The organism is Streptomyces sp. DF42, from assembly GCF_058267695.1.
The window spans coordinates 6,146,565-6,172,136 of the sequence record NZ_CM177859.1; the positions used below are offsets into that span (position 1 = coordinate 6,146,565).

The window sequence follows — 25,572 nt, forward strand, 5'->3', positions numbered from 1 at the left end:
CCCCGAACGTCAACCGAGCTTCGCCGCCTGCGCCTTGATGATCTCGGCGGGGATGCTGTACTTGTCCTTCTTGCCGGCCAGCGCCGCCAGGCTGACCGAGTAGTACGTGGCGACCGTGGAGCCGTGGCGGACCACCTCGGCGTGCACCGTCGTCGTGTCGCCCTCGGTCTTGCCGGTCACCGAGAACGCCACCGACTCGTCGCCGGATCCCGAGGACTTCTCCTCGGCGACCTTCGTGAACTTCTGGGTGTCCTGGCCCTTCGCCGACACCGTGAAGCCGCTCGCGCAGCCGGCGACCGCGTCCGAGACGGACTTCATGGTCTGCCCGGCGCCCCCGCCGTCGTACGAGGAGAGCGACACGACCGTCATCGTGGAGCCCACGATGTCCTTGAGGCTGTCCTCGATGTCGTCGAGGCTCTCCTCGGAGGTGCCCTTGGACGTCGGCTCGGCGACCTTCTCCGTGGCCATCCGGTTGACGTACGCGCTCTCGTCGCCCGGCGCGAACCCGGTGAGGACGTAGGCGAGCGGCTCGCACTTCGCGTCCACCACCGTCACCCGGTCCTTGGACTTGGCGAACTTGCCGCCGCTGTCGGCGGACTTGACCTCATAGCCGTCGAGGTCCTGCTCGCTGATGATCCGCTTGCCCAGCTCGGCCGCACTGAGCGCCTTGGCGGCCGCAGTCGGCGAGGAGCCCTGGCCGGCGGAGTCCTTGGAGTCCCCGGAGCCCGAATCCCCGCCGCAACCCGTGATGAGGGCGAGCGACAGCGCGCTCACGGCAACCGTGGCCTTCACGCGCACCCTCGATGATCTCTTCATGAGCGGACTATGAAGGCGACGTCAAGGAATCGTCAAACGAATTCAAAAACCGAGGCGCTCGCGGCGCACCGAGTACACCACGAACCCGGCGCCGACCCCGAGGAAGAGGGTGCCGCCGACGACGTAGGGAGTCGTGTCGAAGCTTCCGGTGTCGGCGAGTCGGGTCTCGCTGTCGGTGCCGGTTCCGGAGGCGTCCGCGGTCGTCGACGTCATCCGTGCCTGCGTCGTGATCTGCGAGGACGGGGTCGCCGAGGGCGCTGTTCTCGCCGATTCGTCCCCGGTCGCGTTGGCGGAGGGAACGAACCACAGGGCGCACAGGAGGGTCCCCGCGGCGGTGGCGGTCAGCAACGGACGGCGAGCGGATGACACGGAATATCGATCCCCTTGTGGCGCTGGCGAATTGGCCGTGTGGTGCGATGTTAGTGAAAGGCGCGGGTCACGGGAAAGTCACGGGAGCCAAGGGCCGTACTCTCCGGGCATGAGCACTGAAGAGACATCACGTTTTGTCCGCCTCCGGGTGGAACTGGTCATCGAGGTCGACGACTCCGACGCGGTGACCAAGGCGGCGCTGCGGCGGATCGCCGACGACACCGACCTGCCGATCGGCGAGCGGGCCCAGGTCGAGAACGCTGTGACGGAAGACACTGCGGAAGCCCTCGCGTATCTCGTCGACCCGTTCGACCTGGTGAGCGAGGTGCCCGGGGTGGAACTCGCCCAGGCCTCCTGGTCCAGCGAGGAGATCGACTACGACCCCGATTCGCCGGACTGGGACCTGGACGACGATGATGTGCACGACGAATACCGTGACGGCGAGGGGGCGGCCCTCGGCTGACGTGGCTCGGGGACATGTGACCCCGGGCGGCAACCGCCGTCCGGGGTTTCGTCGTCTCGGGAGACGCGCCGACCTTCATCCGCACCACCCGCACCCTCCGCCCCGGCGGACGTGGCGTGCCCCACACATCTGAGGAATGTGGAACGGGACGACCCGGTCGTAGCGTTGAAGTCCGTCAGACGGGGCACTCTCGGGGTTCTTGGGGATACGGCAACGATGGAGAAGCGTGTGATGACGAACAGTAAGCGGCGCAGGGGCCTCGCGGCCGCGTCCGCACTGCTCGGCGGGGTCCTGGTGCTCTCGGCCTGTTCCGGCGGTGACGACGACGCCTCCGGCACCAGGGGCAAGGACACCTCGCAGGCCAAGGCCGACGAGGCAGCGGCCAAGAAGTCCTCCGTGGCCGAGATCAAGATCACGCCCAAGGACGGCTCGGACAACGCCTCCATCAACAACTCCGCCGCCGTCACCGTCAGTAAGGGCACGCTCACGGGCGTGACGATGACGACCGCCGACGGCGCGGCGGTGGCGGGCCAGCTGTCCGCGGACAAGCTCAGCTGGAAGCCCAGCGCCCAGCTGCAGCGCTCGACGACCTACAAGGTCGCCGCGGAGGCCAAGGACTCCGACGGCCGCGTCGCGCACGAGAACGGCTCGTTCACCACGGTCTCCCCGTCCAACAGCTTCATAGGCAACTTCACGCCGGAGGACGGTTCCACCGTCGGCGTGGGCATGCCCGTGTCGATCAACTTCGACAAGGCGATCACCAACAAGGCCGCGGTCCAGAAGGGCATCACGGTCTCCTCCAGCAGCGGCCAGGAGGTCGTCGGCCACTGGTTCGGCGCCAACCGGATCGACTTCCGCCCCGAGGACTACTGGAAGGAGAACTCGACCATCACGCTGAAGCTCGCGCTCGACGGCGTCGAGGGCGCCTCCGGTGTCACCGGCGTGCAGCAGAAGACGGTCACCTTCCACATCGGCCGCAACCAGGTCTCCTACGTCGACGCGAAGACCAAGCAGATGAAGGTCACGCAGGACGGCAAGACGGTCAAGACCATCCCGATCTCGGCCGGTTCGCCCGACAACAAGACGTACAACGGCACCATGGTGATGTCCGAGAAGTTCAAGGAGACGCGCATGAACGGCGCGACCGTGGGCTTCACCGACGACGACGGCAAGGGCGAGTACGACATCAAGGACGTGCCGCACGCCATCCGCCTCACCAACTCCGGCACCTTCCTGCACGGCAACTACTGGGGCGCCAAGTCCATCTTCGGCTCCGTGAACACCAGCCACGGCTGCGTGGGCCTGTCGGACACCAAGGGCGCCAACGACAAGGGCACGCCCGGCTACTGGATGTACAGCAACTCGATCGTCGGCGACGTCGTGGTGATCTCCAACACCGGCGACAAGACGGTCCAGCCGGACAACGGCCTCAACGGCTGGAACCTCAGCTGGGCCGACTGGAAGGCCGGCTCCGCCGTCTGACCCGTCGACCCACCGCAAGCCCACCGCTTTCCGATGCCGCCCCCAGGGGCGGCATCGGTGTTTCCCGGCCCGGCCCAACCTTCTCATGCAGCTCTTATGGCGGCCTTATTCAGTCATCACGGGGCGTCCCTACCTTGCGGCCATGTTCTTCACCTACCTGAGGCGCGAACTGCGCCGCCGCAGAAAGGCGGCCCTCGTCGTCGCCTCCGGTCTCGCGCTGGGTATCGCGCTCGTCATCGTGGTCAGCTCCGTGTCGTCCGGGATGGGCAAGGCGCAGGACAAGGTCCTGCAGTCGCTGTACGGCCTGGGTACGGACATGACGGTCACCAAGGCGGCCGCCCCCGCCACGAGCACCTCGCGGCGCCCGCGCTTCCAGTTCGACGCGCAGGACAACGGCTCCGGCTCGAAGCAGAGCAGCGACCGCGTCCTGGTGCAGGGCTTCCAGACGCTGTCGACCTCGACGGTCACCAAGGTCGGCTCACAGAGCGGCGTTTCGGACGCGGCCGGCGGCCTGAGCCTCCAGGTCGTCAAGGTGAGCGGCCAGTTCACCCGCGGCCAGTTCCAGCAGAACCGGAGCGGCGCCAGTGAGCAGGGCGGCCGCGGCCAGGGCAACGGCGGCACCGGGCAGCCGCAGGGCGAAGTGCGCGGCGGAGGCGCCGACTTCGACGTCAACAACTACTCCGTCTACGGCGCCGACGTCACCAAGCCCGCCCTCGGCCCGCTGACCTCGTCGAAGATCACCAGTGGCCGCACCTTCAAGACCACGGAGACCGACTCCGAGGTCGCGGTCGTCGACTCGGCGTACGCCAAGCAGAAGAAGTACAAGGTCGGTTCGACCGTCACGGTCAAGGGCACCACGTTCGAGATCATCGGTGTGGCGACCGCCGACAGCGGTGACTCGGCCGCCAACCTGTACATCCCGCTCAAGCAGGCCCAGACGCTCAGCGACTCGAAGAACAAGGTCACCACGATCTACGTCAAGGCGACCGACTCGCAGAAGATCTCGTCGGTCAAGTCGACCATCCAGAAGAACGTCTCCGGTACGACGGTGACGACGTCGGCGGATCTCGCCGACACGGTGTCGGGCTCGCTCTCGACGGCGTCCAGCCTCGCGACCAACGTGGGCAAGTGGCTGTCGATCGCGGTGCTGATCGCCGCGTTCCTGGTCGCCGGCCTGCTCACCTCCTCGGCGGTCTCCCGCCGCGTCCGCGAGTTCGGCACGCTCAAGGCGCTCGGGTGGAAGTCGGGGCGGGTGACCCGGCAGGTGATCGGTGAGGCCATGGTCAACGGGCTGCTCGGCGGCGCGCTCGGCATCGCGCTCGGTCTGGCGGGCGCGTACGTCGTCACGGCCATCAGCCCCACGCTGCAAGCCCAGTTGGGCGGGGACGGCGGTGGGTTCGGTGGTGGCGGTGGCTTCGGTGGCGGACCGCGCCGGGCCGCCGCCAAGACCCTGGACGTGGCCCTCACGGCACCCGTCAGCGTGACGACGGTGGCGATCGCGGTGGCCCTCGCCGTGGCCGGCGGCCTGATCGCGGGCGCGTTCGGCGGCTGGCGCGCGTCGAGGCTCCGCCCGGCGGACGCGTTGAGGCGCGTCGAGTAGCCGGCCGAGGGACCGGCTGAGGGACCGCACCCGCCCCGGGGGCGCGGGGCCGCGTGTGCCATGCGGCTGCGCCACGCGGCGCGACAAGCCCCCACCAGCCGGAAGCCGCACGCCACGCACAGGACGCACACGATGCACGCCACGGACGCGACGCACGCGACTGACGCGACGCACGCGACTGACGCGACGCACGCGACGGACGCGACGCACGCGACGGACGCGACGCACGCCATGCACGCCACCGACCCTCCCCAGGAGTCACCATGTACGAACTGAGAAACGTCACCAAGCGCTACACCCGAGGCAAGGACACCGTCACCGCCCTGGACGCCGTGGACCTCACCATCGCCGACGGCGACCGCCTCGTCATCCAGGGCCCCACCGGCGGCGGCAAGTCCACCCTCCTCCAGATGCTCGGCGGCCTCGACCGGCCCACGTCCGGCGAAGTCGTCCTCGACGGCACCGACTTGGCCAGGCTCTCCGAGGCCAAGCTGACCAAGGTGCGCAGCGAGAACATCGGCTTCGTCTTCCAGTCCTTCAACCTCATCCCGACCCTCACCGCGCAGGAGAACGTCGAGACCGCCCTCGTACCCCTCGGCGTGAAGGCGAAGGACCGGCGCGAGAGGGCCGTCGAGGCGCTCAAGTCCGTAGGCCTCGGGGAGCGGTTGGGACATCTCCCCTCGGAGATGTCCGGAGGACAGCAGCAGCGTGTCGCCATCGCCCGCGCACTGGTGAAGGAACCGAAGGTCCTGCTCGCCGACGAACCCACCGGAAACCTGGACGAGTCGATGCGCGACGAGATCATGGAGGTGCTGGAGCGCAGGTGGAAGGAGCTCGGGCTGACCTTCATCATGGTCACCCACGACTCCGCGATCGCGAAGAGGGCCCCGCGCGTGGCGACGATCCGCAAGGGAAAGCTCACCGTCAAGGAGAACGCGGGCGCGTAACTCTGCGGAACAGTAACGGCTTTCCGACAGGCTCGTAACAGTCGTGAAGGCTGTCTCTCACCTTCCTCTCACCTATTGAGGTGCCTGATCACCCCCCGGCATACTGCGTAATCCGGGGGTGTACGCGCATGCGTGCGAGACCACCCCCGGTCGGGTGACAGGGGTAATCACCCGGTACTTCATCTCCAGGGGGAGACTTGCGTAGACAAGTGAAGAGAGCGTGCGCGGGCACGATCGCCACGGCTGCGGCCGTGGCCCTGGCGGCGGGAATGACCACCCCGGCGTCCGCGAAGGCGGAGCGGTCGACGACTGCTCCGCAGACTCAGCTCACGTCCAAGCACCGCATCACCCTGATCACCGGCGACCGTGTGGTCGTCGACGCCAAGGGCCGGGTCGTCGGCCTGGAGCGGGCGAAGGGGCGCGAGCACATACCCGTTCAGTTCCGCAAGGCCGACGGGCACACGCTCGTGGTTCCGGCGGACGCGGCCCGGCTGGTCTCCACCGGCAAGGTCGACCAGCGGCTGTTCGACATCACCGAGCTCAACAAGTCCACGACCCGCAAGTCCCAGAAGCAGGGCCTGAAGGTCATCGTCGGTTACCAGGGTGCCGCCTCGGCGACCAAGGCCGACGTACGCGACGCGGGCACCCTCCGCCAGACGCTCAAGTCCCTGAACGCGGACGCTGTTCAGACCCCGCAGAAGGAAACGCCCGAGCTGTGGGACGCGGTCACCAACGGTGACAAGACCGCCTCCGGTATCGCGCACGTCTGGCTCGACGGCGTCCGCAAGGCCAGCCTGGACAAGTCCGTGCCGCAGATCGGCGCACCGAAGGCGTGGGCCGCCGGCTACACCGGCAAGGGTGTCAAGATCGCCGTCCTGGACACGGGAGTCGATGCGACCCACCCGGACCTCAAGACCCAGGTGATCGAGTCCAAGAACTTCTCCGCCGCCGCCGACGCCACCGACCACTTCGGCCATGGCACGCATGTCGCGTCCATAGCGGCCGGCACCGGCGCGAAGTCGAACGGCAAGTACAAGGGTGTCGCGCCCGGCGCCAAGCTGCTCAACGGCAAGGTCCTCGACGACACCGGCGCCGGCGACGACTCGCAGATCCTCGCGGGCATGGAGTGGGCGGCCGGGCAGGGCGCCGACGTTGTCAACCTGAGTCTGGGCGGCGGTGACACTCCCGGTATCGACCCGCTTGAGGCCGAGGTCAACAAGTTGTCCGAGGAGAAGGGCATCCTGTTCGCGATCGCCGCGGGCAACTCCGGTCCGGAGTCGATCGGTTCGCCCGGCAGCGCGGAGGACGCGCTCACGGTCGGCGCGGTCGATGACAAGGACAAGCTGGCCGACTTCTCCTCGGCCGGTCCGACCGTCGAGGGCACCATCAAGCCGGATGTGACCGCTCCCGGCGTGGACATCACGGCGGCGGCCGCGCCCGGCAGCGTCATCGACCAGGAGGTCGGTGAGAAGCCGCCGGGTTACCTGACCATTTCCGGTACGTCGATGGCGACCCCGCACGTGGCGGGCGCGGCGGCGATCTTGAAGCAGCAGCACCCGGACTGGACGTTCTCCGAGTTGAAGGGTGCGCTGACGGGCTCGGCGAAGGGCGGTAAGTACACGGCGTTCCAGCAGGGTTCGGGTCGTATCGCGGTCGACAAGGCCATCAAGCAGACGGTGATCGCCGACCCGGTGTCGGTGAGCTTCGGTGTGCAGCAGTGGCCGCACACGGACGACAAGCCGGTCACCAAGCAGGTCACGTACCGCAACCTGGGTACGAAGGACGTCACGCTGAACCTGGCCGCCACCGCCACCGATCCGAAGGGTCAGGCGGCACCGTCCGGCTTCTTCAAGCTCGGTGCGACCAAGGTGAGCGTCCCGGCGGGCGGCAAGGCCTCGGTGAACCTGACCGTCAACACCAAGCTGGGCGGCACGCTGGACGGCGCGTACTCGGCGTACGTGACGGCGACGGGCGACGGCCAGAGCGTCCGTACGGCCGCGGCCGTGCAGCGCGAGATCCAGTCGTACAGCGTCACACTGAAGTTCATCGGGCGGGACGGGCAGCCGACGAAGAACTACGGCGCGTCCCTGGCCGGCGTCTCCGGCCTGGGCAAGGGCAAGTTCTACTCGCCCTACGACGCCTCCGGCACCGTCACCGCGCGTGTCGCCAAGGGCGATTACATCCTCGACAGCAGCGTCTTCGTGGACCCGGAGGACGGCACCAAGGGCATCGACTGGCTGGCCCAGCCGAAGCTGGACATCACCAAGGACACGACGATCACGCTGGACGCGCGGACCGCGAAGCCGGTCGACATCACCGTTCCGGACGCGGCCGCCAAGTCGGAGTTCGCGGCGCCCGGTTATGACCGTGAGGTCGGCGACTCCGGCTGGTCCTTCGGCTGGTTGGCGGACACGTACGACAACTTCCGCTCCAAGGGCCTCGGCCCGCAGATCACCGACGGTTCGCTGAGCCAGCAGTGGGACGGCCACTGGACCAAGGGTGCCGATGAGCAGTACGACGTCACGACCGGTGCCGTCGTCAAGCAGCTCGCCACCGGCTACACCAAGCACTGGAAGGCGAGCGAGCTCGCCACGGTGAAGGTCGGTCTCGGCGCCGCGGCGAGCGGCAAGAAGGGCGCGGTCAACGCGGTGGGCTGGCTGCCCTTCAGCAGCAGCGGCTCCTCGATCGGCGTCCCGCAGACCCTGCCCGGCACCCGCAAGCTGCACCTGTCCACCGCGAACGGCGTGCGGTGGGAGATGAGGTTCGAGCAGTACGGCGGCACCGACCCGGACGGCTTCCCGCTCACCGACGCCTCGTACACCCTCGGCGCGGGGCAGACGTTCAAGGGCGGCAAGACCTACTCGAAGACCTTCAACACGGCCGTCTTCGGACCGCACCTGAACGCCGACTTCGGCCTGTACCGCGACGGCAACAACATCTACGGCAGCATCCCGCTGTTCGCCGACGGCAACACCCACGCGGGCTCCTCGGTCTTCACCGCGGTCGACACGACCCTCTACCGCAACGGCACCAAGGTCGGCTCCAACGACGACCCGCTGTTCGGCGAGAAGGGGTTCAAGGTCCCGTCGGCCGACGCGTCCTACAAGCTGACGACGTCGGTCAAGCGGAGCGTCAAGGTCGCGGCGGCCTCCACCCGCATCGACGCGAGCTGGACCTTCCGCTCCAAGAAGCCGTCCGACCTCAGCAAGCTCCCCGCGTCCACGGTCCGCTTCAACGCGACCACGGACCTGGGCAGCAAGGTCGAGGCAGGCAGGACGGTCAGCATCCCGGTGGTCGTCGAGGGCTCGGCCAAGGGCAGCAACCTCAAGTCGCTGTCGGTGTACGTGTCCTACGACTACGGCCAGACCTGGAAGAAGGTCGACGTCGTGGGCGGCAGGATCAAGGTCGAGAACCCGGAGAAGGGGAAGGCCATCTCCTTCCACGCCAAGATCACCGACAAGAAGAACAACAAGTCGACGATCTCGATCTACAACGCGTACTACGGCAAGTGAGTCCCGTAGTCCGCTGAAGTAGGCCATGAGCGAACGGCCCGCCGGAAGTACAGCTTCCGGCGGGCCGTCCGTGTTTCCGTGGGCGCATGACCACTCAGACCGTCGAGTACATCCGCTACCGCATCCCGGAAGACCGCTCGGCGGAGTTCCTGGCCGCCTACACACGGGCCGCCGTCCAACTGGCGGCGGCACCCCAGTGCGTCGACTACGAACTGGCGCGCTGCGAGGAGGACTTCGAGCACTACGTCCTGCGCATCGTCTGGACGTCGACCGAGGACCACCTGAAGGGCTTCCGACAGTCGGAGTTGTTCCCGGACTTCCTCGCGGAGATCCGCCCGTACGTCGAGAACATCGACGAGATGCGCCACTACAAGCCGACGACCGTGCGCGGCACGGGCTCGTCCGTGCCGACGCTGTACGCCTGGGCGGGCGGCGCCGAGGCCTTCTCCCGCCTCACCTCGGCCTTCTACGACAAGGTCCTCAAGGACGACCTCCTGGCCCCCCTCTTCACCGACCTCGCCCCCGACCACGCCGAGCATGTGGCGCTGTGGCTCGCCGAGGTGTTCGGCGGCCCCTCCAGCTACTCCCTCACCCAGGGCGGCCACGGCCACATGGTCACCAAGCACTTCGGCAAGCACATCACCGAGCCCCAGCGCCGCCGCTGGGTCAACCTCATCCAGGACGCGGCGGACGAGGCGGGCCTGCCCACGGACGCCGAGTTCCGCTCGGCCTTCCTCGCCTACGTGGAATGGGGCACAAGGCTGGCCGTGTACTTCTCCAGCCCGGACGCGAAGCCGCCGACGGAGCAGCCGGTACCGAAGTGGAACTGGGGGGCGATGCCGCCGTATCAGGGGTGAGGGGCCTCTTGCGGGGGTGTGGTGAGGGCCCTTTCCGGCGCCGGTTCAGGAATCTCGGCGCGTCCTCAGGGCCGGTTCAGGATCTCAGCCCGTCCGGCGTTTGAGGACGAGGCCGTTCAGGCCGAAGCGGGGGCCTGGGGGCGGCAGCCCTCAGTGACGGCCGCACCAACACCGGTGCAGGCCGTCTCAGGCCGACGCACCGGTCCCCGAACGCGTCGCATCCGCCCCCCAGCTGGCCAGCAACCGCAACGCCTCCGCGGACGGCGACCCCGGTTCCGCGTGATACGTCACCAGCCCCTGATCCCCGTCGCCTGCGAGCCTGAACGACTCGAACTGCAGGAACAGTTCACCCACGAGCGGATGGTGCAGGTGCTTGAGGCCGTGGCTCTTCTCCTTGACGTCGTGCGTGGCCCACAGCCGCCGGAAGCCCTCGCTCTTCACCGACAGCTCGCCGACCAGCGCCGAAAGCCGGGGGTCGTCCGGATAGCAGCCCGCCTCCATGCGCAGCGCGCAGACGATGTCGATCGCCTTCTGCTCCCAGTCGATGAACAGCTCCTGGTAGGCCGGGCGCAGGAACACCAGCCGAGCCCAGTTCCGCTCCTGGACCGGCAGCTCCGCCCAGTCCCCGAAGACGGCCGCCGCCATCCGGTTCCACACCAGGATCTCCGCGCGCCGCCCCACGACGTAGGCCGGAACCCCGTCCATGGTGTCGAGAAGCTGCTGCAGCGAGGCCCGCGCCTGCTGGCTGCGCCCGGCCGGCTTCTTCTTGTGCTGCTTCGGCTTCGCCAGATGCGTCAGATGGGCGTGCTCGGCGTCGGTCAGCCTGAGCGCCCGCGCGATGGAGTCGAGCACCTCCGCCGACACGTTCCGCCCGTTGCCCTGCTCCAGGCGCGTGTAGTACGCCACCGAGACGCCCGCCAGCTGCGCCAGCTCCTCGCGCCGAAGCCCCGGTACCCGCCGGTGCCGCCCGAAGTCCGGCAGCCCCACGTCCTCCGGCTTCAGCCGGGCGCGCCGGGTGCGCAGGAACTCGCTGAGCTCGGCACGCCGGTCCAGCGCGCCGGCCGGCTCCTGTACGGGATCGGGCTGTTGGTCCATGCGTCAAGTATTCACCGTCGTACGCACACCATCCTGACCCCACCGGTGGTAGGCACAGCGGACGTATGCAAAGGGGTGGGCTGGGTGGACCTCGCAGGCTCCGGCATGCTGGGCAGCACGCCCGGTCGGAAGATCAGAAGGCAGCCGGGCGGGTAACCACTGCTAGGAGACCCTCGGCATGACCACTGTTGCTGCGTACGCCGCCACCGCCGCGAAGGCTCCCCTGGAGCGCACCACGATCGAGCGCCGGGCCGTCCGTGAGTTCGACGTTCTGATCGACATCAAGTTCGCCGGCATCTGCCACTCGGACATCCACCAGGCCCGGGAGGGCTGGGGAGAGGCCATCTTCCCGATGGTCCCGGGCCACGAGATCGCGGGCATCGTCTCCGAGGTCGGCCCGGGTGTCACCAAGTACCAGGTCGGCGACCGTGTGGGCGTCGGCTGCCTGGTCGACTCCTGCCGTGAGTGCGACAACTGCAAGGCCGGTCTGGAGCAGTACTGCACCGGCGGCGGCGTCGGCACCTACAACGCCCTCGACAAGAACGGCGAGCCCACCTACGGCGGCTACGCGGAGAAGATCGTCGTCGACGAGAACTACGTCCTCCGCATCCCCGACGGTATCTCGCTGGACGTGGCCGCTCCCCTGCTGTGCGCCGGCATCACCACGTACTCCCCGCTGCGCCACTGGAACGCCGGCCCCGGCAAGAAGGTCGCGATCCTCGGCATGGGCGGCCTCGGCCACATGGGCGTCAAGATCGCGCACGCGCTGGGCGCCGAGGTCACCGTCCTCTCCCAGTCCCTGCGCAAGCAGGACGACGGGCTGAAGCTGGGCGCCGACCACTACTACGCCACCAGCGACCCGAAGACCTTCGAGGACCTCAAGGGCACCTTCGACCTGATCCTGTCGACGGTGTCGGCCCCGCTGGACCTCGACGCGTATCTGTCCCTGCTCCGCACGGACGGCGCCTTCGTGAACGTCGGCGCACCCGAGGAGCCCGTCAAGCTCAACCTGTTCTCGGTGATCGGCGGCCGCAAGACCCTCGCCGGCTCCGGCATCGGCGGCATCCGGGAGACCCAGGAGATGCTGGACTTCTGCGCCGAGCACGGCTTCGGCGCCGAGATCGAGCTGATCCGCGCCGACGAGATCAACGAGGCGTACGAGCGGGTGCTGGCGAGTGACGTCCGCTACCGCTTCGTGATCGACGCGGCCACGATCTGATCCGTGCCCAAGGGCCCCGGCGGAGGTCCCGCCGGGGCCCTTCAGCATGCGCCCGCACGCTGCCGCCCCCGCGGATACGGCCCGCTGACGAGCGAGGCGGGCGACAGCGGGAGTTCATCAACCGGCCGGCACGAACCCGCCGGCCCGGAAGGACCGTACGAGAACACTCCCGTCGGCGGACGGCCGTACGGAATGCGCGCGTCCCAGTCCCGATACCCGGGCGCGCCCGTCCGCCCCGACCTCCACGACGGTGTTCTCGTCGATGGCGACGCCGTGCCGGAGCCCGTGCCGGGTGACCGCGGCGATCAGTCGCGGCAGCGTCCCCCACTGGGCGGCGTGCACGTCCACCGCGAAGGGCACGAGCCCGAGCCCGGCCCGCACCTCGACCTCCGCCAGATCCTCGGCGGTGTCCTCATGGCACACGGGAACACCGTCGTCGAGCCAGCCGCCGACGACGGCGTGGAGCGCGGCGACGGCGGCACCGGCGGAGAAACCGGCATACGGAACGCCGAGCTCGGCCAGTACGGGCCCCAGTCGGCCCGCACATCCGGCGAACGCCTCCTGATACGCGGGCGTCAGCCCACCGCAGACCAGCAGCCCGTCCAGCCCCTGCACGTCGCCCGGATCGAACTCCCCGCCCAGCGGCACGAGCAGCGGTACGGGAGCGCAGTCGGCGACCTTCCGCAGCACGGCGTCGTACCGGCCGAACTGCTCCCGGCCGTCGCCCTCGTCCAGGACGAGACAGCCGATGCGCGGCCCCGTGGCCGCCCGGAGGAAGGGCTCATAAACGGCGCGCGCGGCCGTCGCGTCCCATCCGCCACCGATCAGAAACGTACGACCACCCATCGGTCCCCTCAGATTCCCCCACATTCGCCCCGGACTTTCTCTCCGGCCCGGTCCCGGACATGGCAGGCCCCAGGCTCTACGACATCCCCGCCCTGGTCCGCCCGTACCTCGAACTCCGCGGTAGGCGCCCCCGCCCGAAGCTGCCCGTCCGCATCCCGGGGAAGGCGGGGCGGGCATACCGGGCGGGGGACAACCTCACGTTGGAGGGAGCGGAGGTCGGGAAGCGGACGTGGGAGGAGTTCCTGGCGGACCGAGTGGCCTGACGGCGTCCGGACCGAGTGGCCTGAGCCTGACGGCGCCCCTTCTCAGGCCCGCAGTCCCGTGAGGCCGTCGTAGGAGGACATGACGAGCTCCAACCCCCTGGTGTCGTCCGCCGGTTCGCGCATCTGGTTCGTCACGTAGGCCACCACCATCCGGGCCTCCGGCTCGACCATCACCAGGGAGCCGCCCCAGCCGCCCCACCCGTACGTGCTGCCGAACAGCCCGTAACCGAGCCCCCAGCGCATCGGCATGCCCAGGACCCGGTCATCGCCGCTGAACTGTTCCTCCCGGGCCCGGTCACAGCCCGCCTGCGACAGCACCCGCACCCCGCGCACCGCCCCTCCGCACGCCATGACCGACTGGGCGAGGGCGACCGAGCGGGCGTTGCCGAATCCGCTCGCCGCGGGGATCTGCGCACGGCGCCAGGCGACGCTGTTGCCGTCGCGGAGCCGGATCCGGGTCCCGGCGGCCGCGTCGTTGCCGGGCGCGCTCGCGGCGTAGTCCTCGTCCCGGGACGGCGGCGGGATCGTGAGCGACACGCGGTGGTCGTGCTCGGGGGCCAGCCCGATGTGGAAGTCCGCGCCCAGCGGCCCGGCCACCTCGTCGGCGAAGAACTCGCCCACGCTCCGGCCCGTGATCCGCCACACCAGCTCGCCCACGAGGAACCCCTGGGTGAGCGAGTGGTACCCGGCCGCGGTGCCGGGCTCCCACTGCGGAGCCTGCGCGACGAGGCGTGCCGTGGCGGAGGACCAGTCGTAGATCTCCTCGACCGGCCCGTCCCAGTCGGGCAGACCGGCGGTGTGCGACAGCAGATGCCGCACCAGCACCCCGCTCTTGCCCGCCGCGGCGAACTCCGGCCAGTAGCGGACCACCGGAGCGTCGAGGTCGAGCTCGCCCCGATCGGCCAGGACGAGCGCGCACAACGCCGTCATCGTCTTCGTGACGGACCAGACGTTGACGATCGTGTCCCGCTCCCAGGGGACCGTGCGGCCCGCGTCGGCGAACCCGCCCCACACGTCCACGACGGGCTCGCCGTCCACGAACACCGCCACCGAGCCGCCGGCGTCTCCGCCGTCCAGCAACGCCGCCAGCGCACTGGGCACCGCCGAGAACAGATCGTCGTACGAGCCCTGAATGTCAGCCATGCGTGGCATTAGCCCGCATCGGCCCGTGGGAGGCAACCGAATTTGCGGCCGGGCGCTCCTGGCGAGACGCTGCCGGAGCGCCCCGCTCGCACCCCTCGCCGTTGCGACCAGCAGCGACCTGGCGCTGTGGACGCCGCCCGGTCCCGGGGCACGGAATCGCCGGGAACCCTCCAGCGTTGAGGGGGGTGGGCATCAGATGCCGGTGGTGTGCGAGCCGAGTAGCCCGAGTGACCACGCTGACAAGTATTGGAGGGGCCGCAATGGCTGCGCAGACGCAGAGGGCCGTGCTGGCGGGCGGATGTTTCTGGGGGATGGAGGAGCTGATCCGCCGGCTCCCGGGCGTGACGGGGACCCGGGTCGGATACACCGGGGGTGACGTACCGAACGCGACGTACCGTAACCACGGCACGCACGCGGAGGCCATTGAGATCCTTTTCGACCCCGAGAAGACCGACTTCCGCACGCTCCTGGAGTTCTTCTTCCAGATCCACGACCCGAGCACCAAGAACCGTCAGGGCAACGACATCGGCCTCAGCTACCGCTCGGCGATCTACTACGTGGACGACGAGCAGAAGCGGATCGCCGAGGACACGATCGCGGACGTGGACGCCTCCGGCCTGTGGCCGGGCAAGGTCGTCACCGAGGTCGAGCCGGTCGGCCCCTTCTGGGAGGCCGAGCCCGAGCACCAGGACTACCTGCAGCGCTACCCGGACGGCTACACCTGCCACTTCCCCCGCCCGGGATGGCGACTGCCCGCCCGCACGGACGGCTGACCACAAGACGGCCCGGCGGCAAGCCGAAACCTGCCCGCCAAAGGCTCCGCAGCCGGGCCGTCTTCGCACTGAGACGAGGCACACCCCGACGTGTACGTCCCAGCCAACGGCCTTGGCGACGCCGCGGGCGATCCGTCGGGTGAGCCGGCCCGTCATCCCAGGAGATGGGGAAGGCATTGATCTCCAGCGGGATACGGGCGTTCCTGGGGCAGCAGCCGCGTGGCGGCGATTTTCGACCGCTGCCCGTCTCCAAGAGGGCTCTTGAGTGTCTCCGCGGATCGAAGCACGGAGACCCTCCAGAATTCCGCCGGCTCAGCACGCCGGCTCAGCACGCCGGCCCGTCCATCCGCTCAGTTCGGCAGCGTCGCCGGGCTCCCGCCGTTCGCCTCGTAGCCCGCCACCGCCAGTGCCCGGTACACCGCGAACTCCGCGGCCGGGTCGGCGGACAGGGTCCAGGGGAGGGCCCCGATATGGCCGTCGATGTGTATGAGCTGGTTCATGGCTTCGGACCAGCGCTCGGCGCGGACCAGGAAGAACACCAGGAGATGGCGTACGTGCGCCAGCATCGGGTCGTCGGGGCGGGCCGAGTGGACGGCGTGGAGCGCTCCGTGGATCGCCTTCGTCACGACCTCGCTCTGGTAGAAGCTCCTGACGAAGTTCACCTCGGGAAGGTGCTCGAAGACCGCGAACAGGGGCATGGCGGCGAGGAGCGAGCCCTGGGGAGCCCGCGCGGCCGCCGCCTCCGCGAAGGAGTACGCCAGCTCCCGGGAGCCGTGCCACTTCTCGCACCAGTAGTGCAGGGCGGCCAGGTGGGCGCCCATGTGCGTGGGGGCGCGGTCGAGGATCCTCAGCCACAGCTGCTCGAACTCCGGCTGGGAGTAGGCCAGTCCACGGGCCACCGACAGCTCGACGACGTACGGGATCGGGTCACCGGGAGCGAGCAGCGCCGCGTCGCCGCAGGCCGCCTTCGACTCCTCCATGATGATCCGGAACTCGTCCGTGCCCGGCGTGGACGTCCGCCACGCCTGCTGGACCAGGAACTCCGCGTGCACGGCCGCGCCGCCCGCGTCCTTGGGCTGCTCGGCCCGCCACACCCGCAGCCACTGCCCGCCGGGCGTCTCGCTCACCCCGCCCGGCCGCTGCTGCAGCTCCAACGACGCGGCGCCCGCGAAGGCCTGCACGCGCTGCCAGCGCAGCTCACCCTCGGCCTCCGTGCCCGCCAGCAGCTGGGCTGCCGCGCGGTAGTCCTGGGTGCGCTGCACCAGGTCCAGGACGTCCAGCAGGTCCTGGTCGGGGCCGGGCAGACGGATGTCCAGCTCCTCCTCGCGCGCGAAGCCGTAGGTCGCGGGGTCGGCGGCGTCCGGGTGGCCGGCCGGAACCTGCTCGATCATGCCCCTCCTGCGCCGCATGACCGGGAGCAGCACGAAGCCGAGCATGACCAGCGCGATCAGGACCCAGAGAAATTCCATGGCTCAAGCGTTCCAGACGCCACCGACAATTGGCCAACCCGGTCGGCTCCCTGTGGAAAACTCCGGGGCCCGGTGCCTCGACCGAGGGAAAACCCGCCGGCACGGCCTCCCGCGCCACGCCGTCCGACGCCCGCGCCGCGAGCGCACTACCCTCGGTGCCCATGAGCGACAGGCACATCAGTCAGCACTTCGAGACCCTCGCGATCCACGCGGGCAACACCGCCGATCCCCTCACCGGCGCGGTCGTCCCGCCGATCTACCAGGTCTCGACCTACAAGCAGGACGGCGTCGGCGGCCTGCGCGGCGGCTACGAGTACAGCCGTAGCGCCAACCCCACCAGGACCGCCCTGGAAGAGAACCTCGCAGCCCTTGAGGGCGGCCGCCGAGGTCTCGCGTTCGCGTCCGGACTGGCGGCCGAGGACTGCCTGTTGCGTACGCTGCTCAGCCCCGGTGACCACGTGGTCATCCCCAACGACGCGTACGGCGGCACGTTCCGGCTGTTCGCGAAGGTCGTCGCCCGGTGGGGGGTGGAGTGGTCGGTCGCCGACACCAGCGATCCGTCCGCCGTACGGGCCGCCATCACCCCGAAGACCAAGGCCGTGTGGGTGGAGACCCCCTCCAACCCGCTGCTCGGCATCACCGACATCGCCGCGGTCGCCCAGGTCGCCCGGGACGCGGGCGCGAAGCTCGTCGTCGACAACACCTTCGCCACGCCGTACCTGCAGCAGCCGCTGGCCCTCGGCGCGGACGTCGTCGTGCACTCCCTGACGAAGTACATGGGCGGCCACTCCGACGTCGTCGGCGGTGCGCTGATCGCCGCCGACGAAGCACTCGGCGAGGAGCTGGCCTACCACCAGAACGCGATGGGCGCGGTCGCCGGTCCCTTCGACTCGTGGCTGGTCCTGCGCGGCGCCAAGACGCTGTCGGTGCGCATGGACCGGCACAGCGAGAACGCCACCAGGGTCGCCGACATGCTGACCCGGCACGCGCGCGTGACGAAGGTCCTCTACCCGGGGCTGCCCGAGCACCCCGGCCACGAGGTCGCCGCCAAGCAGATGCGGGCCTTCGGCGGCATGGTCTCCTTCCAGGTCGAGGGCGGCGAGGAGGCGGCCGTCGAGGTCTGCAACCGCACCAAGGTGTTCACCCTCGGCGAGTCCCTGGGCGGCGTCGAGTCGCTGATCGAGCACCCCGGGCGCATGACGCACGCGTCCGTGGCCGGCTCGGCCCTCGAAGTGCCCGGCGATCTCGTCCGGCTCTCCGTGGGCATCGAGAACGTCGAAGATCTGCTGGAGGACCTGCAGCAGGCGCTCGCCTAGCAGCGGGCCCGCTCACCAGCCCGTGTACGGGGGAGTCGTCTGCGAGGGCGGCTCCACCCACGGGCGGGCCATCACGGCCCAGACGACGAACGCCACGGTCGCGGCGCACAGCAGTAGCCACAACAGCCTGCGGGCGACCGTCCGGCGGCGCAGTCCGCGGGCACCGCGGCGCAGGACGTCCCCGTACAGCTCCGGCGGCACCGGCGGCGGCACCCGCTCCATGATCCGCCGTGCGGCCGCCTCACGCTCCGCCCGGTTCATGTGCGCCTCCTGTCGCGTGCGCGCCTCATGACGGGGCCACCTTCGCCCCGGTGACCGCCGGTGCGGGGTTGCGGGGTGGCTGCAGCAGCGTGGCCGTCGCCCGCTCGCAGAGCGTGCGGACGCGTTCCGTGGGCAGGCCGAGCAGCGCCGCCGTCTGCTCCTCGGCGACCCCCTCGTACAGCCTGAGAACCAGGATCAGGCGCTCCTGCGGCACGAGCCCGCCCAGTGGACTGTCGGGATGCGCGCGAGCCCGGCCGAAGCCGCCGTACTGGTGCCACGCAGCGCGCGCGAAGCGGGTGGCCAGGTACTGGCGGGCGCGGTCGTACGGGTCCTCGCCGCGCAGCCGGTGCCAGTGCACGTACGTGTGCGCGAGGGCCAGTGTCAGCAGGCGCCGCGCGCGTGGGTTGTCGTCCGGCGCCTCCGCCGTGAGCAGCGTGGCGGCATGCAGCAGCCGCCCTGCCGCGCCCGCGACGAACGCCTCGAACTCCCGGGCCCGGCGGGCGCCTTGGGACGCCTGCCGTTGTCGCACCCCGCGCCTCCCGCCTGCCGCGACCCTGACCGGTCGGGGACCCGGTCGCGTACGGGATGCTGAACCGCGTACGACGGGGACCCCGTCTCATATGAGGCCAGGGGCGCCCTGTCGGTCAAGAGTCAGGCAGCACGCGCGCGGTAACGGCCGGCCGCGGCACGCGCGTGGACGCCGCCTACGAGGCGGTCGGCGCCTCGGACCCCGGTACTCCCGCCGCCGCCATCCGGGAGGAGAGCGCGGTGTTGAAGCGCGTGAGGAGCGTGCAGAACGCCTCGCGCTCCTCCGGCGCCCAGTCGTGTGTCAGCTCCGCCATCAGCTGACGCCGGGACGATCGCACTTCCTCCAGCCGGGACAGCCCGCGCGGCGACAGCTGAAGGACCACGGCACGCCCGTCCTCGGGGTGCGAGGTGCGCTTGACGAGCCCGGTGTCGACCAGCGGAGCCACCTGCCGGGTGACCGTCGACGAGTCGATGCCCATGCTCGCCGCGAGCGCCTTGACACCCATGGGGCCCTCTTTGTCGAGGCGGTTGAGCAGCAGGTATGCGGCGCGGTCCATGGAGTTGCGTACCTGCCCGACGCCGCCGAGCCGGGTCTGTTCGGCACGACGGGCGAACACCGCCACCTCGTGCTGCAGCGTGTCGAGGAGACCGCTGTCACCGACGGTCGTCATGTCCATCGACATTTCAGGTGTTGTGGGCATGGCCGGAGGCTCACTTCATGAAGGGGGTCCTGGAATAATGGGGGACAGAGTACGCGGCCGGGGGGCAGGGTGTACCGGCGCTACGCAAACCAGTCTCGGAGCTTGGTCACAGCGGTCGTGTGCGCCTGTGAACTGCGATGCTTGAGTCATGAGCTACAGCACGGCTGACTCCTTTCGGCCCGTGACCCTCGACGATGTGCGGGGCGCGCAGAAGATGCTCTCGGGCGTGGCGCGGGTGACGGCGATGGAGGGCAGCAGGCACCTGTCCCAGCTCGTGGGCGCGCCGGTGCACTTCAAGTGCGAGAACCTCCAGCGGACGGGTTCGTTCAAGCTGCGGGGTGCGTATGTCCGGATCGCCGGGCTGCTGCCGGAGGAACGGGCCGCAGGGGTCGTCGCGGCGAGCGCCGGCAACCACGCGCAGGGTGTCGCTCTCGCGTCCTCGCTGCTCGGCGTGCGGGCGACCGTCTTCATGCCGAAGGGCGCCCCGCTGCCCAAGATCAGCGCCACGCGCGAGTACGGCGCCGAGGTGCGCCTGCACGGGCAGGTGGTCGACGAGACGCTGGCCGCCGCACAGGAGCACGCGGCCGAGACGGGCGCGGTGTTCATCCACCCCTTCGACCACCCCGACATCATCGCGGGCCAGGGCACGGTCGGACTGGAGATCCTGGAGCACTGCCCGGAGGTCCGCACGATCGTCGTCGGCATCGGCGGCGGAGGTCTCGCGGCCGGCATCGCGACCGCGGTGAAGGCGCTGCGGCCGGACGTGCGGATCGTGGGCGTGCAGGCCGAGGGCGCCGCGGCCTATCCGCCCTCGATCGCGGCCGGGCGCCCGATGTCGATCGAGCACCCGGCGACCATGGCCGACGGCATCAAGGTCGGGCGGCCCGGTGACGTGCCGTTCGGCATCATCCGCGAGCTGATGGACGAGGTCCGCACGGTCTCCGAGGACGAGCTGGCCACCGCGCTGCTGCTGTGCCTGGAGCGGGCCAAGCTGGTCGTCGAACCGGCCGGTGCGAGCCCGGTGGCGGCGCTGCTGAGCGAGCCGGGCGCCTTCGAGGGCCCGGTGGTCGCCGTGCTGTCCGGCGGCAACGTCGACCCGCTGCTGATGCAGCGCGTCCTGCGGCACGGCATGTCCGCGCAGGGCCGCTACCTGGCCGTACGGCTGCGGCTGACGGACCGCCCGGGGGCGCTCGCCACACTTCTCGGGGTGTTGTCAGTGGTGGACGCTAACGTCCTCGATGTGAGTCACGTGCGGACCGATCCACGGCTCGGGCTCACGGAGGCAGAGGTCGAGCTGCACCTGGAGACGAAGGGGCCGGAGCACTGCGCCGAGGTCGGCCGGGCCCTGCGCGAGGCGGGTCACACGGTCATCGGCTGAGGTGCCGGACGCCCGTACTTTAAGCGGAACGCCCAGCTCAGGGGCTCTTCGTCACTCGATCGAGTAAATGCGTTGAGAGACGCGATACATCGCGTTACGGTGTGTCCTGTGGTCGCCTGCCGAGTCAGCATCAGGCGGAGCGAAGAGCGCAAACCTAGGCTTTTCGAAGATTCCCCGACGACGTGGAGACTCATATGCCAGGCGCCATCTATGCCGAAGGCCTGGTCAAAACCTTCGGCGACGTAAGGGCTCTGGACGGCGTCGACCTCGATGTCCCCGAGGGCACCGTGCTGGGCCTGCTCGGGCCGAACGGCGCGGGCAAGACGACGGCGGTCCGCTGCCTGACCACTCTGCTGCGCCCCGACAGCGGCAGGGCGGTCGTGGCGGGCATCGACGTCCTCAAGCAGCCCAACGACGTGCGGCGTTCCATCGGCCTGTCCGGCCAGTTCGCCGCGGTCGACGAATACCTGACCGGCCGCGAGAACCTCCAGATGGTCGGCCAGCTCTACCAGATGAAGGCCAAGGCCGCGAAGGCCCGGGCCGCGGAACTGCTGGACCAGTTCGACCTCGCGGACGCCGCCGACCGCACCGCGAAGACCTACTCCGGAGGCATGCGCCGCCGGCTCGACCTCGCGGCCGCCCTGGTCGTCTCGCCGCCCGTGATGTTCATGGACGAGCCGACGACCGGCCTCGACCCGCGCAACCGCCAGCTGCTGTGGGAGGTCATCAAGAACCTCGTCTCCGGTGGTACGACCCTGCTGCTGACCACCCAGTACCTGGAAGAGGCCGACCACCTGGCGCACGACATCGTGGTCATCGACCACGGCCATGTCATCGCCCGCGGCACCTCCGACCAGCTCAAGGCCCGTACCGGCGGCGAGCGCGTGGAGGTCGTGGTGCACGAGCGCGAGCACATACCGACCGCCCGCGAGGTCCTCACCGGCTTCGGCAAGGGCGAGCTCACTGTCGAGGAGCACACCCGCAAGCTCACCGTCCCCGTCACCGGCGGCGCGAAGCTGCTGGCCGAGGTCATCCGGGAGCTGGACGTCCGCGGCATCGAGATAGACGACATCGGCCTGCGCCGCCCCACCCTCGACGACGTGTTCCTGTCCCTGACCGGACACACGGCAGAAGAGAAACTCCAGGAGAACGGCGCGACTACGGGCACACCCGCCAAGGACCGCAGGCAGAAGAAGGAGACCACCAAGTGAGCGCCGTCACCGACGCCCTGCGGGTCGCACCGACCGCGAACCCCCTCAGCCAGTCCTTCCGGGACTCGATGGTCGTAGCGAAACGCAACCTGATCCGTATGTCCCGGATTCCCGAAATGATCATCTATGGCCTGATCCAGCCGATCATGTTCGTGGTGCTCTTCACCTACGTCTTCGGCGGTTCCATGCAGATCGGTGGCAGCACCAGCGCCATCGACTACAAGAACTTCCTGATGGCGGGGATCTTCGCGCAGACCGTCACCTTCGCCACCGCCAGCTCCGGCGCGGGCATCGCCGACGACATGCACAAGGGACTCATCGACCGCTTCCGCTCCCTGCCCATGGCGCGTGGCGCGGTGCTGACCGGACGCACGCTCGCCGACCTGGTGCAGACGGCCCTGACTCTGGTCGTCCTCGCTCTGGTGGCCCTGCTCGTCGGCTGGCGCGTCGGGACGGACGGTGACACGAACGCCGCGAAGGTGCTCGCCGCCTTCGGCCTGCTGCTCCTGCTCGGCTACGCGTTCACCTGGATCGGCGCCCTGATCGGCATGTCCGTGCGCACGCCCGAGGCGGCCACGTCCAGTGGTCTGATCTGGCTCTTCCCGGTCACGTTCATCTCGAACGCCTTCGTGGACACCAGCCACACGACGCCGTGGCTGCGCCACATCGCCGAGTGGAACCCCTTCAGCGCCACGGTCCAGGCCTGCCGTGTGCTGTTCGGGAACCCGGGACAGTCACCGTCGGACGCCTGGCCCATGGTGCATCCGGTCTGGGCCTCACTGGTGTACTCGGCCCTGATCATCGTCATATTCAGGACGCCGGCGGTGCGCAAGTACCGCTCGGCGACCGCCTGACCTTCTGCCTGACCGGCCGTCCGACAACCGCCTGCCCGGCGCAGCATGACGTCGCCCCCGGCGTCACCAGGACACCGGGGGCTCGTCAAGGGCGTGCGGGGTGCCGGGATCGGCAGGCGACCGGGTCAGCCGTTGTAGGGCTCGGCCTTGAGGATCTTCACGGAGGCCTTCCTGCCGTTCGGCAGCTCGTACTCCGCGTCCTCGCCGACCTTGTGCCCGATCACGCCGGAGCCCAGCGGGGACTGCGGCGAGTACGTCTCGATGTCGGAACTCGCGTACTCGCGCGAGGCGAGCAGGAAGGTCGTCGTGTCGTCCTCGTCGCCGTCGAAGGCGATCGTCACGACCATGCCGGGCGCCACGGCGCCGTCCGCCGACACCGGGGCCTCGCCGACCTTGGCGTTTTCCAGGAGCTGGGTCAGCTGGCGCACACGGAGCTCCTGCTTGCCCTGCTCTTCCTTGGCCGCGTGGTACCCGCCGTTCTCACGCAGGTCGCCCTCCTCGCGCGCGGCCGCGATCTTGGCGGCGATCTCCGTGCGCGCAGGACCAGACAGGTGCTCCAGCTCCGCCTTGAGCTGGTTGTACGCCTCCTGGGTCAGCCAGGTGACGTTCTCGCTGGTCTGGGTCACAGGTGCTCCTCGTAGGTACTGGGAATACAAAGCATCGCCCTACCCAGAAGAATGTTCCTCCATGGATGGGCGAAACCACGAGCCTAACAATTCCGCGGCTGAAGGGGGAGGACATAAGCCATCAGAATTACGTCCACGCAGGTCAGAGCCTATGCATTCAGACCGAGACGGTCCGGTGTCAGCCGGCGTGGCAGCCCAGCAGCTCCGCCGTGGTGCCGGCGGACGTCGTACGGAGGGTGACGGCCCGGTCGATGCGTGTGGCGTGCCCGCCGAAGCCGAAGTCGGCCCGGCCCACCTCGGCCCCGTCCGCCGCCTGGGAACGGAGGGTGCAGTAACCGGTGACGTCGGCGTCCTTGCGGACCTCCAGATGCACCGTCACCGCGTTCTTGTGCGCATCGAAGGTGATCACCTCGGCGCTGATCTTGTTCTGGCCGACGTAGTGGTAGGCGAAGTAGCCGACGAGCGCGAGCAGCCCCGCCGCCAGAACGGCTCCGATGATCTTGAGTTTGTGGTCGGCGCGCTCGTCCGAGGAGCGGCCGTAACGGCCCTCGGGCAGTCGCGTGCTCGCCGTACTCATGATCGTCCCCTCGGAAACCGGACCCCGGAATTTTTCGCCCCCCGATTCGGTCACTATAGAAGCCGCCGATCGCGCCGGTTCACACCGGGCGCCGACTTATCGAGGATTGAGTCTTGACTGACCAGCTGCGACTGATGGCCGTCCACGCCCACCCCGACGACGAGTCGAGCAAGGGCGCGGCCACCATGGCGAAGTACGTGTCCGAGGGGGTGGACGTGCTGGTCGTGACCTGCACCGGTGGGGAGCGCGGCTCCATCCTCAACCCGAAGCTGCAGGGCGACAAGTACATCGAGGAGCACATCCACGAGGTACGCAAGAAGGAGATGGACGAGGCCCGGGAGATCCTCGGGGTCACGCAGGAATGGCTCGGCTTCGTCGACTCCGGCCTGCCCGAGGGCGACCCGCTGCCGCCGCTGCCCGAGGGGTGCTTCGCCCTGGAGGACGTGGACAAGGCGGCCGGTGAGCTGGTGAAGCAGATCCGTTCCTTCCGTCCCCAGGTGATCACCACCTATGACGAGAACGGCGGCTATCCGCACCCCGACCACATCATGACCCACAAGATCTCGATGGTGGCCTTCGAGGGCGCAGCCGACACCGAGAAGTACCCGGAGCCGGAGTTCGGCCCGGCCTACCAGCCGCGGAAGCTGTACTACAACCAGGGCTTCAACCGCCCCCGCACCGAGGCCCTGCACAACGCGCTGCTGGACCGCGGTCTGGAGTCGCCGTACGGGGACTGGCTCAAGCGCTGGAGCGAGTTCGAGCGCGTCGAGCGCACGCTGACCACGCACGTTCCCTGCGCCGAGTTCTTCGAGATCCGCGACAAGGCGCTGATCGCCCACGCCACGCAGATCGACCCCGACGGCGGTTGGTTCAAGGTGCCGATGGAGATCCAGAAGGAGGTCTGGCCGACGGAGGAGTACGAGCTCGCGAAGTCGCTCGTCGATACCTCCCTCCCCGAGGACGACCTCTTTGCGGGCATCCGCGACAATGCCTGACATGAGCGCAAGCGTGAGCCTGGCAATGACGCATCTCGTCCCCCTCGCGAAGGAGGTGGACAAGAACAAGGTCACCCCCGGCGTCCTCGGCTTCGTCGTCTTCGCGGCGATGGCCCTGGCGGTGTGGGTGCTGATGAAGTCCATGAACCGGCACATGGGGAGGGTGAAGTTCCAGGAGACGGCGGACTCGGACGCCGGGTCCGCGGATGCCTCCGCCGGCCCCGAGACCGGTCCCAAGGGGCGTCAGGGCTGACGTCGCGGGACGGAGGGT

At 69.3% G+C, this 25,572-nt stretch carries 25 protein-coding genes and 1 pseudogene; 15 read left to right on the forward strand and 11 right to left on the reverse strand.

Features of this window, described 5'->3' with window-relative positions; translation table 11 throughout:
- Positions 1–9: 9 nt before the first annotated feature.
- Complete coding sequence (locus tag ACYUED_RS28315) at positions 10–816, reverse strand: hypothetical protein (protein ID WP_491286321.1); 807 nt, start codon at positions 814–816, stop codon at positions 10–12.
- Positions 817–858: 42 nt separating this feature from the next.
- A complete protein-coding gene (locus ACYUED_RS28320) occupies positions 859–1,185 on the reverse strand; it encodes a hypothetical protein (RefSeq protein WP_491286323.1) in 327 nt (108 codons plus the stop codon).
- Positions 1,186–1,294: 109 nt separating this feature from the next.
- Here ACYUED_RS28320 and ACYUED_RS28325 point away from each other — a divergent pair, with 109 nt between their 5' ends.
- The 6 genes from ACYUED_RS28325 to ACYUED_RS28350 all read left to right on the forward strand — a co-directional run bounded on the left by ACYUED_RS28325 (position 1,295) and on the right by ACYUED_RS28350 (position 10,046).
- Positions 1,295–1,648, forward strand: coding sequence for a hypothetical protein (locus tag ACYUED_RS28325; protein WP_491286325.1), 354 nt, complete (start codon positions 1,295–1,297; stop codon positions 1,646–1,648).
- Between the two features lie 216 nt (positions 1,649–1,864).
- Entirely contained in the window at positions 1,865–3,130 is a 1,266-nt protein-coding gene (locus ACYUED_RS28330; protein ID WP_491286327.1) for a L,D-transpeptidase, read from the forward strand.
- Between the two features lie 142 nt (positions 3,131–3,272).
- On the forward strand, positions 3,273–4,730 hold the full coding sequence (locus ACYUED_RS28335; protein WP_491286329.1) for an ABC transporter permease: 1,458 nt from the start codon (positions 3,273–3,275) through the stop codon (positions 4,728–4,730).
- A gap of 263 nt (positions 4,731–4,993) precedes the next feature.
- Positions 4,994–5,677, forward strand: coding sequence for an ABC transporter ATP-binding protein (locus ACYUED_RS28340; protein ID WP_491286331.1), 684 nt, complete (start codon positions 4,994–4,996; stop codon positions 5,675–5,677).
- A 209-nt stretch (positions 5,678–5,886) separates the two neighbouring features.
- Positions 5,887–9,189 carry a S8 family peptidase gene (locus tag ACYUED_RS28345; RefSeq protein WP_491286333.1) on the forward strand — a complete coding sequence of 1,101 codons (3,303 nt, stop codon included), beginning with the start codon at positions 5,887–5,889 and terminating at the stop codon, positions 9,187–9,189.
- Positions 9,190–9,275: 86 nt separating this feature from the next.
- Positions 9,276–10,046 (forward strand): group II truncated hemoglobin, encoded by a 771-nt coding sequence (locus ACYUED_RS28350; protein WP_491286335.1) that lies wholly within the window; start codon positions 9,276–9,278, stop codon positions 10,044–10,046.
- 186 nt (positions 10,047–10,232) lie between these two features.
- On the opposite strand, the gene ACYUED_RS28355 is transcribed toward ACYUED_RS28350, so the two are convergent.
- Complete coding sequence (locus ACYUED_RS28355) at positions 10,233–11,141, reverse strand: helix-turn-helix domain-containing protein (RefSeq protein WP_491286337.1); 909 nt, start codon at positions 11,139–11,141, stop codon at positions 10,233–10,235.
- 178 nt (positions 11,142–11,319) lie between these two features.
- Here ACYUED_RS28355 and ACYUED_RS28360 point away from each other — a divergent pair, with 178 nt between their 5' ends.
- Complete coding sequence (locus ACYUED_RS28360; protein ID WP_491286339.1) at positions 11,320–12,360, forward strand: NAD(P)-dependent alcohol dehydrogenase; 1,041 nt, start codon at positions 11,320–11,322, stop codon at positions 12,358–12,360.
- A gap of 117 nt (positions 12,361–12,477) precedes the next feature.
- Here ACYUED_RS28360 and ACYUED_RS28365 read toward each other — a convergent pair whose 3' ends face one another.
- A complete protein-coding gene (locus ACYUED_RS28365; protein ID WP_491286341.1) occupies positions 12,478–13,206 on the reverse strand; it encodes a type 1 glutamine amidotransferase family protein in 729 nt (242 codons plus the stop codon).
- A gap of 41 nt (positions 13,207–13,247) precedes the next feature.
- On the opposite strand from ACYUED_RS28365, the pseudogene ACYUED_RS28370 reads away from it, so the two are divergent.
- Positions 13,248–13,469 (forward strand): annotated as a pseudogene (locus tag ACYUED_RS28370) (NAD-dependent epimerase/dehydratase family protein); the annotation flags it as partial.
- Positions 13,470–13,511: 42 nt separating this feature from the next.
- Here ACYUED_RS28370 and ACYUED_RS28375 read toward each other — a convergent pair.
- Positions 13,512–14,612, reverse strand: a complete 1,101-nt coding sequence (locus ACYUED_RS28375; protein WP_491286344.1) for a serine hydrolase domain-containing protein — start codon at positions 14,610–14,612, stop codon at positions 13,512–13,514.
- A 260-nt stretch (positions 14,613–14,872) separates the two neighbouring features.
- Between ACYUED_RS28375 and msrA the strand changes: the two genes are divergently transcribed.
- Positions 14,873–15,385, forward strand: coding sequence for a peptide-methionine (S)-S-oxide reductase MsrA (msrA, locus tag ACYUED_RS28380; RefSeq protein ID WP_491286346.1), 513 nt, complete (start codon positions 14,873–14,875; stop codon positions 15,383–15,385).
- Between the two features lie 350 nt (positions 15,386–15,735).
- Here the strand turns inward: msrA and ACYUED_RS28385 are convergent, their stop codons facing one another.
- Complete coding sequence (locus ACYUED_RS28385) at positions 15,736–16,854, reverse strand: hypothetical protein (protein ID WP_491286348.1); 1,119 nt, start codon at positions 16,852–16,854, stop codon at positions 15,736–15,738.
- A gap of 161 nt (positions 16,855–17,015) precedes the next feature.
- On the opposite strand from ACYUED_RS28385, the gene ACYUED_RS28390 reads away from it, so the two are divergent.
- Positions 17,016–18,170 carry a cystathionine gamma-synthase gene (locus ACYUED_RS28390; RefSeq protein WP_491286350.1) on the forward strand — a complete coding sequence of 385 codons (1,155 nt, stop codon included), beginning with the start codon at positions 17,016–17,018 and terminating at the stop codon, positions 18,168–18,170.
- Positions 18,171–18,182: 12 nt separating this feature from the next.
- On the opposite strand, the gene ACYUED_RS28395 is transcribed toward ACYUED_RS28390, so the two are convergent.
- The 3 genes from ACYUED_RS28395 to ACYUED_RS28405 all read right to left on the reverse strand — a co-directional run bounded on the left by ACYUED_RS28395 (position 18,183) and on the right by ACYUED_RS28405 (position 19,642).
- The gene (locus ACYUED_RS28395; RefSeq protein WP_491286352.1) at positions 18,183–18,431 is read right to left on the reverse strand and encodes a hypothetical protein; all 249 of its coding nucleotides are present in this window, start codon (positions 18,429–18,431) and stop codon (positions 18,183–18,185) included.
- Between the two features lie 25 nt (positions 18,432–18,456).
- Positions 18,457–18,960, reverse strand: coding sequence for a sigma factor-like helix-turn-helix DNA-binding protein (locus ACYUED_RS28400; protein WP_491286354.1), 504 nt, complete (start codon positions 18,958–18,960; stop codon positions 18,457–18,459).
- Positions 18,961–19,135: 175 nt separating this feature from the next.
- Entirely contained in the window at positions 19,136–19,642 is a 507-nt protein-coding gene (locus ACYUED_RS28405) for a MarR family winged helix-turn-helix transcriptional regulator (RefSeq protein WP_491294473.1), read from the reverse strand.
- A 166-nt stretch (positions 19,643–19,808) separates the two neighbouring features.
- Between ACYUED_RS28405 and ilvA the strand changes: the two genes are divergently transcribed.
- The 3 genes from ilvA (at position 19,809) to ACYUED_RS28420 (ending at position 23,103) form a co-directional block, all read left to right on the forward strand.
- On the forward strand, positions 19,809–21,038 hold the full coding sequence (gene ilvA, locus ACYUED_RS28410) for a threonine ammonia-lyase (protein WP_491286356.1): 1,230 nt from the start codon (positions 19,809–19,811) through the stop codon (positions 21,036–21,038).
- A 194-nt stretch (positions 21,039–21,232) separates the two neighbouring features.
- The gene (locus ACYUED_RS28415; RefSeq protein WP_491286358.1) at positions 21,233–22,249 is read left to right on the forward strand and encodes an ATP-binding cassette domain-containing protein; all 1,017 of its coding nucleotides are present in this window, start codon (positions 21,233–21,235) and stop codon (positions 22,247–22,249) included.
- Positions 22,246–23,103: an ABC transporter permease gene (locus tag ACYUED_RS28420; RefSeq protein WP_491286360.1), complete on the forward strand. Its 858-nt coding sequence runs from the start codon at positions 22,246–22,248 to the stop codon at positions 23,101–23,103. The genes ACYUED_RS28415 and ACYUED_RS28420 overlap by 4 nt, the downstream gene beginning before the upstream one ends.
- A gap of 125 nt (positions 23,104–23,228) precedes the next feature.
- On the opposite strand, the gene greA is transcribed toward ACYUED_RS28420, so the two are convergent.
- Together greA and ACYUED_RS28430 are read right to left on the reverse strand one after the other, a co-directional pair.
- On the reverse strand, positions 23,229–23,729 hold the full coding sequence (gene greA / locus ACYUED_RS28425; protein WP_491286362.1) for a transcription elongation factor GreA: 501 nt from the start codon (positions 23,727–23,729) through the stop codon (positions 23,229–23,231).
- 178 nt (positions 23,730–23,907) lie between these two features.
- Positions 23,908–24,306 carry a DUF4307 domain-containing protein gene (locus ACYUED_RS28430; RefSeq protein WP_491286364.1) on the reverse strand — a complete coding sequence of 133 codons (399 nt, stop codon included), beginning with the start codon at positions 24,304–24,306 and terminating at the stop codon, positions 23,908–23,910.
- A gap of 113 nt (positions 24,307–24,419) precedes the next feature.
- On the opposite strand from ACYUED_RS28430, the gene mca reads away from it, so the two are divergent.
- Together mca and ACYUED_RS28440 are read left to right on the forward strand one after the other, a co-directional pair.
- Complete coding sequence (mca, locus tag ACYUED_RS28435; protein ID WP_491286366.1) at positions 24,420–25,301, forward strand: mycothiol conjugate amidase Mca; 882 nt, start codon at positions 24,420–24,422, stop codon at positions 25,299–25,301.
- Complete coding sequence (locus ACYUED_RS28440; RefSeq protein WP_491286368.1) at positions 25,294–25,554, forward strand: hypothetical protein; 261 nt, start codon at positions 25,294–25,296, stop codon at positions 25,552–25,554. Before mca ends, ACYUED_RS28440 begins: the two co-directional genes overlap by 8 nt.
- Positions 25,555–25,572: the final 18 nt, after the last annotated feature.

Excerpts from the sequence above, each read along its gene's own strand:
- ACYUED_RS28315 (WP_491286321.1), bottom strand. The coding sequence starts at position 816 with ATGAAGAGATCATCGAGGGTGCGCGTGAAGGCCACGGTTGCCGTGAGC.
- ACYUED_RS28325 (WP_491286325.1), top strand. The coding sequence starts at position 1,295 with ATGAGCACTGAAGAGACATCACGTTTTGTCCGCCTCCGGGTGGAACTG.
- ACYUED_RS28330 (WP_491286327.1), top strand. The coding sequence starts at position 1,865 with ATGGAGAAGCGTGTGATGACGAACAGTAAGCGGCGCAGGGGCCTCGCG.
- ACYUED_RS28335 (WP_491286329.1), top strand. The coding sequence starts at position 3,273 with ATGTTCTTCACCTACCTGAGGCGCGAACTGCGCCGCCGCAGAAAGGCG.
- ACYUED_RS28340 (WP_491286331.1), top strand. The coding sequence starts at position 4,994 with ATGTACGAACTGAGAAACGTCACCAAGCGCTACACCCGAGGCAAGGAC.
- ACYUED_RS28350 (WP_491286335.1), top strand. The coding sequence starts at position 9,276 with ATGACCACTCAGACCGTCGAGTACATCCGCTACCGCATCCCGGAAGAC.
- ACYUED_RS28355 (WP_491286337.1), bottom strand. The coding sequence starts at position 11,141 with ATGGACCAACAGCCCGATCCCGTACAGGAGCCGGCCGGCGCGCTGGAC.
- ACYUED_RS28360 (WP_491286339.1), top strand. The coding sequence starts at position 11,320 with ATGACCACTGTTGCTGCGTACGCCGCCACCGCCGCGAAGGCTCCCCTG.
- ACYUED_RS28365 (WP_491286341.1), bottom strand. The coding sequence starts at position 13,206 with ATGGGTGGTCGTACGTTTCTGATCGGTGGCGGATGGGACGCGACGGCC.
- ACYUED_RS28375 (WP_491286344.1), bottom strand. The coding sequence starts at position 14,612 with ATGGCTGACATTCAGGGCTCGTACGACGATCTGTTCTCGGCGGTGCCC.
- msrA (WP_491286346.1), top strand. The coding sequence starts at position 14,873 with ATGGCTGCGCAGACGCAGAGGGCCGTGCTGGCGGGCGGATGTTTCTGG.
- ACYUED_RS28385 (WP_491286348.1), bottom strand. The coding sequence starts at position 16,854 with ATGGAATTTCTCTGGGTCCTGATCGCGCTGGTCATGCTCGGCTTCGTG.
- ACYUED_RS28390 (WP_491286350.1), top strand. The coding sequence starts at position 17,016 with ATGAGCGACAGGCACATCAGTCAGCACTTCGAGACCCTCGCGATCCAC.
- ACYUED_RS28395 (WP_491286352.1), bottom strand. The coding sequence starts at position 18,431 with ATGAACCGGGCGGAGCGTGAGGCGGCCGCACGGCGGATCATGGAGCGG.
- ACYUED_RS28405 (WP_491294473.1), bottom strand. The coding sequence starts at position 19,642 with ATGTCGATGGACATGACGACCGTCGGTGACAGCGGTCTCCTCGACACG.
- ilvA (WP_491286356.1), top strand. The coding sequence starts at position 19,809 with ATGAGCTACAGCACGGCTGACTCCTTTCGGCCCGTGACCCTCGACGAT.
- ACYUED_RS28415 (WP_491286358.1), top strand. The coding sequence starts at position 21,233 with ATGCCAGGCGCCATCTATGCCGAAGGCCTGGTCAAAACCTTCGGCGAC.
- ACYUED_RS28430 (WP_491286364.1), bottom strand. The coding sequence starts at position 24,306 with ATGAGTACGGCGAGCACGCGACTGCCCGAGGGCCGTTACGGCCGCTCC.
- ACYUED_RS28440 (WP_491286368.1), top strand. The coding sequence starts at position 25,294 with ATGCCTGACATGAGCGCAAGCGTGAGCCTGGCAATGACGCATCTCGTC.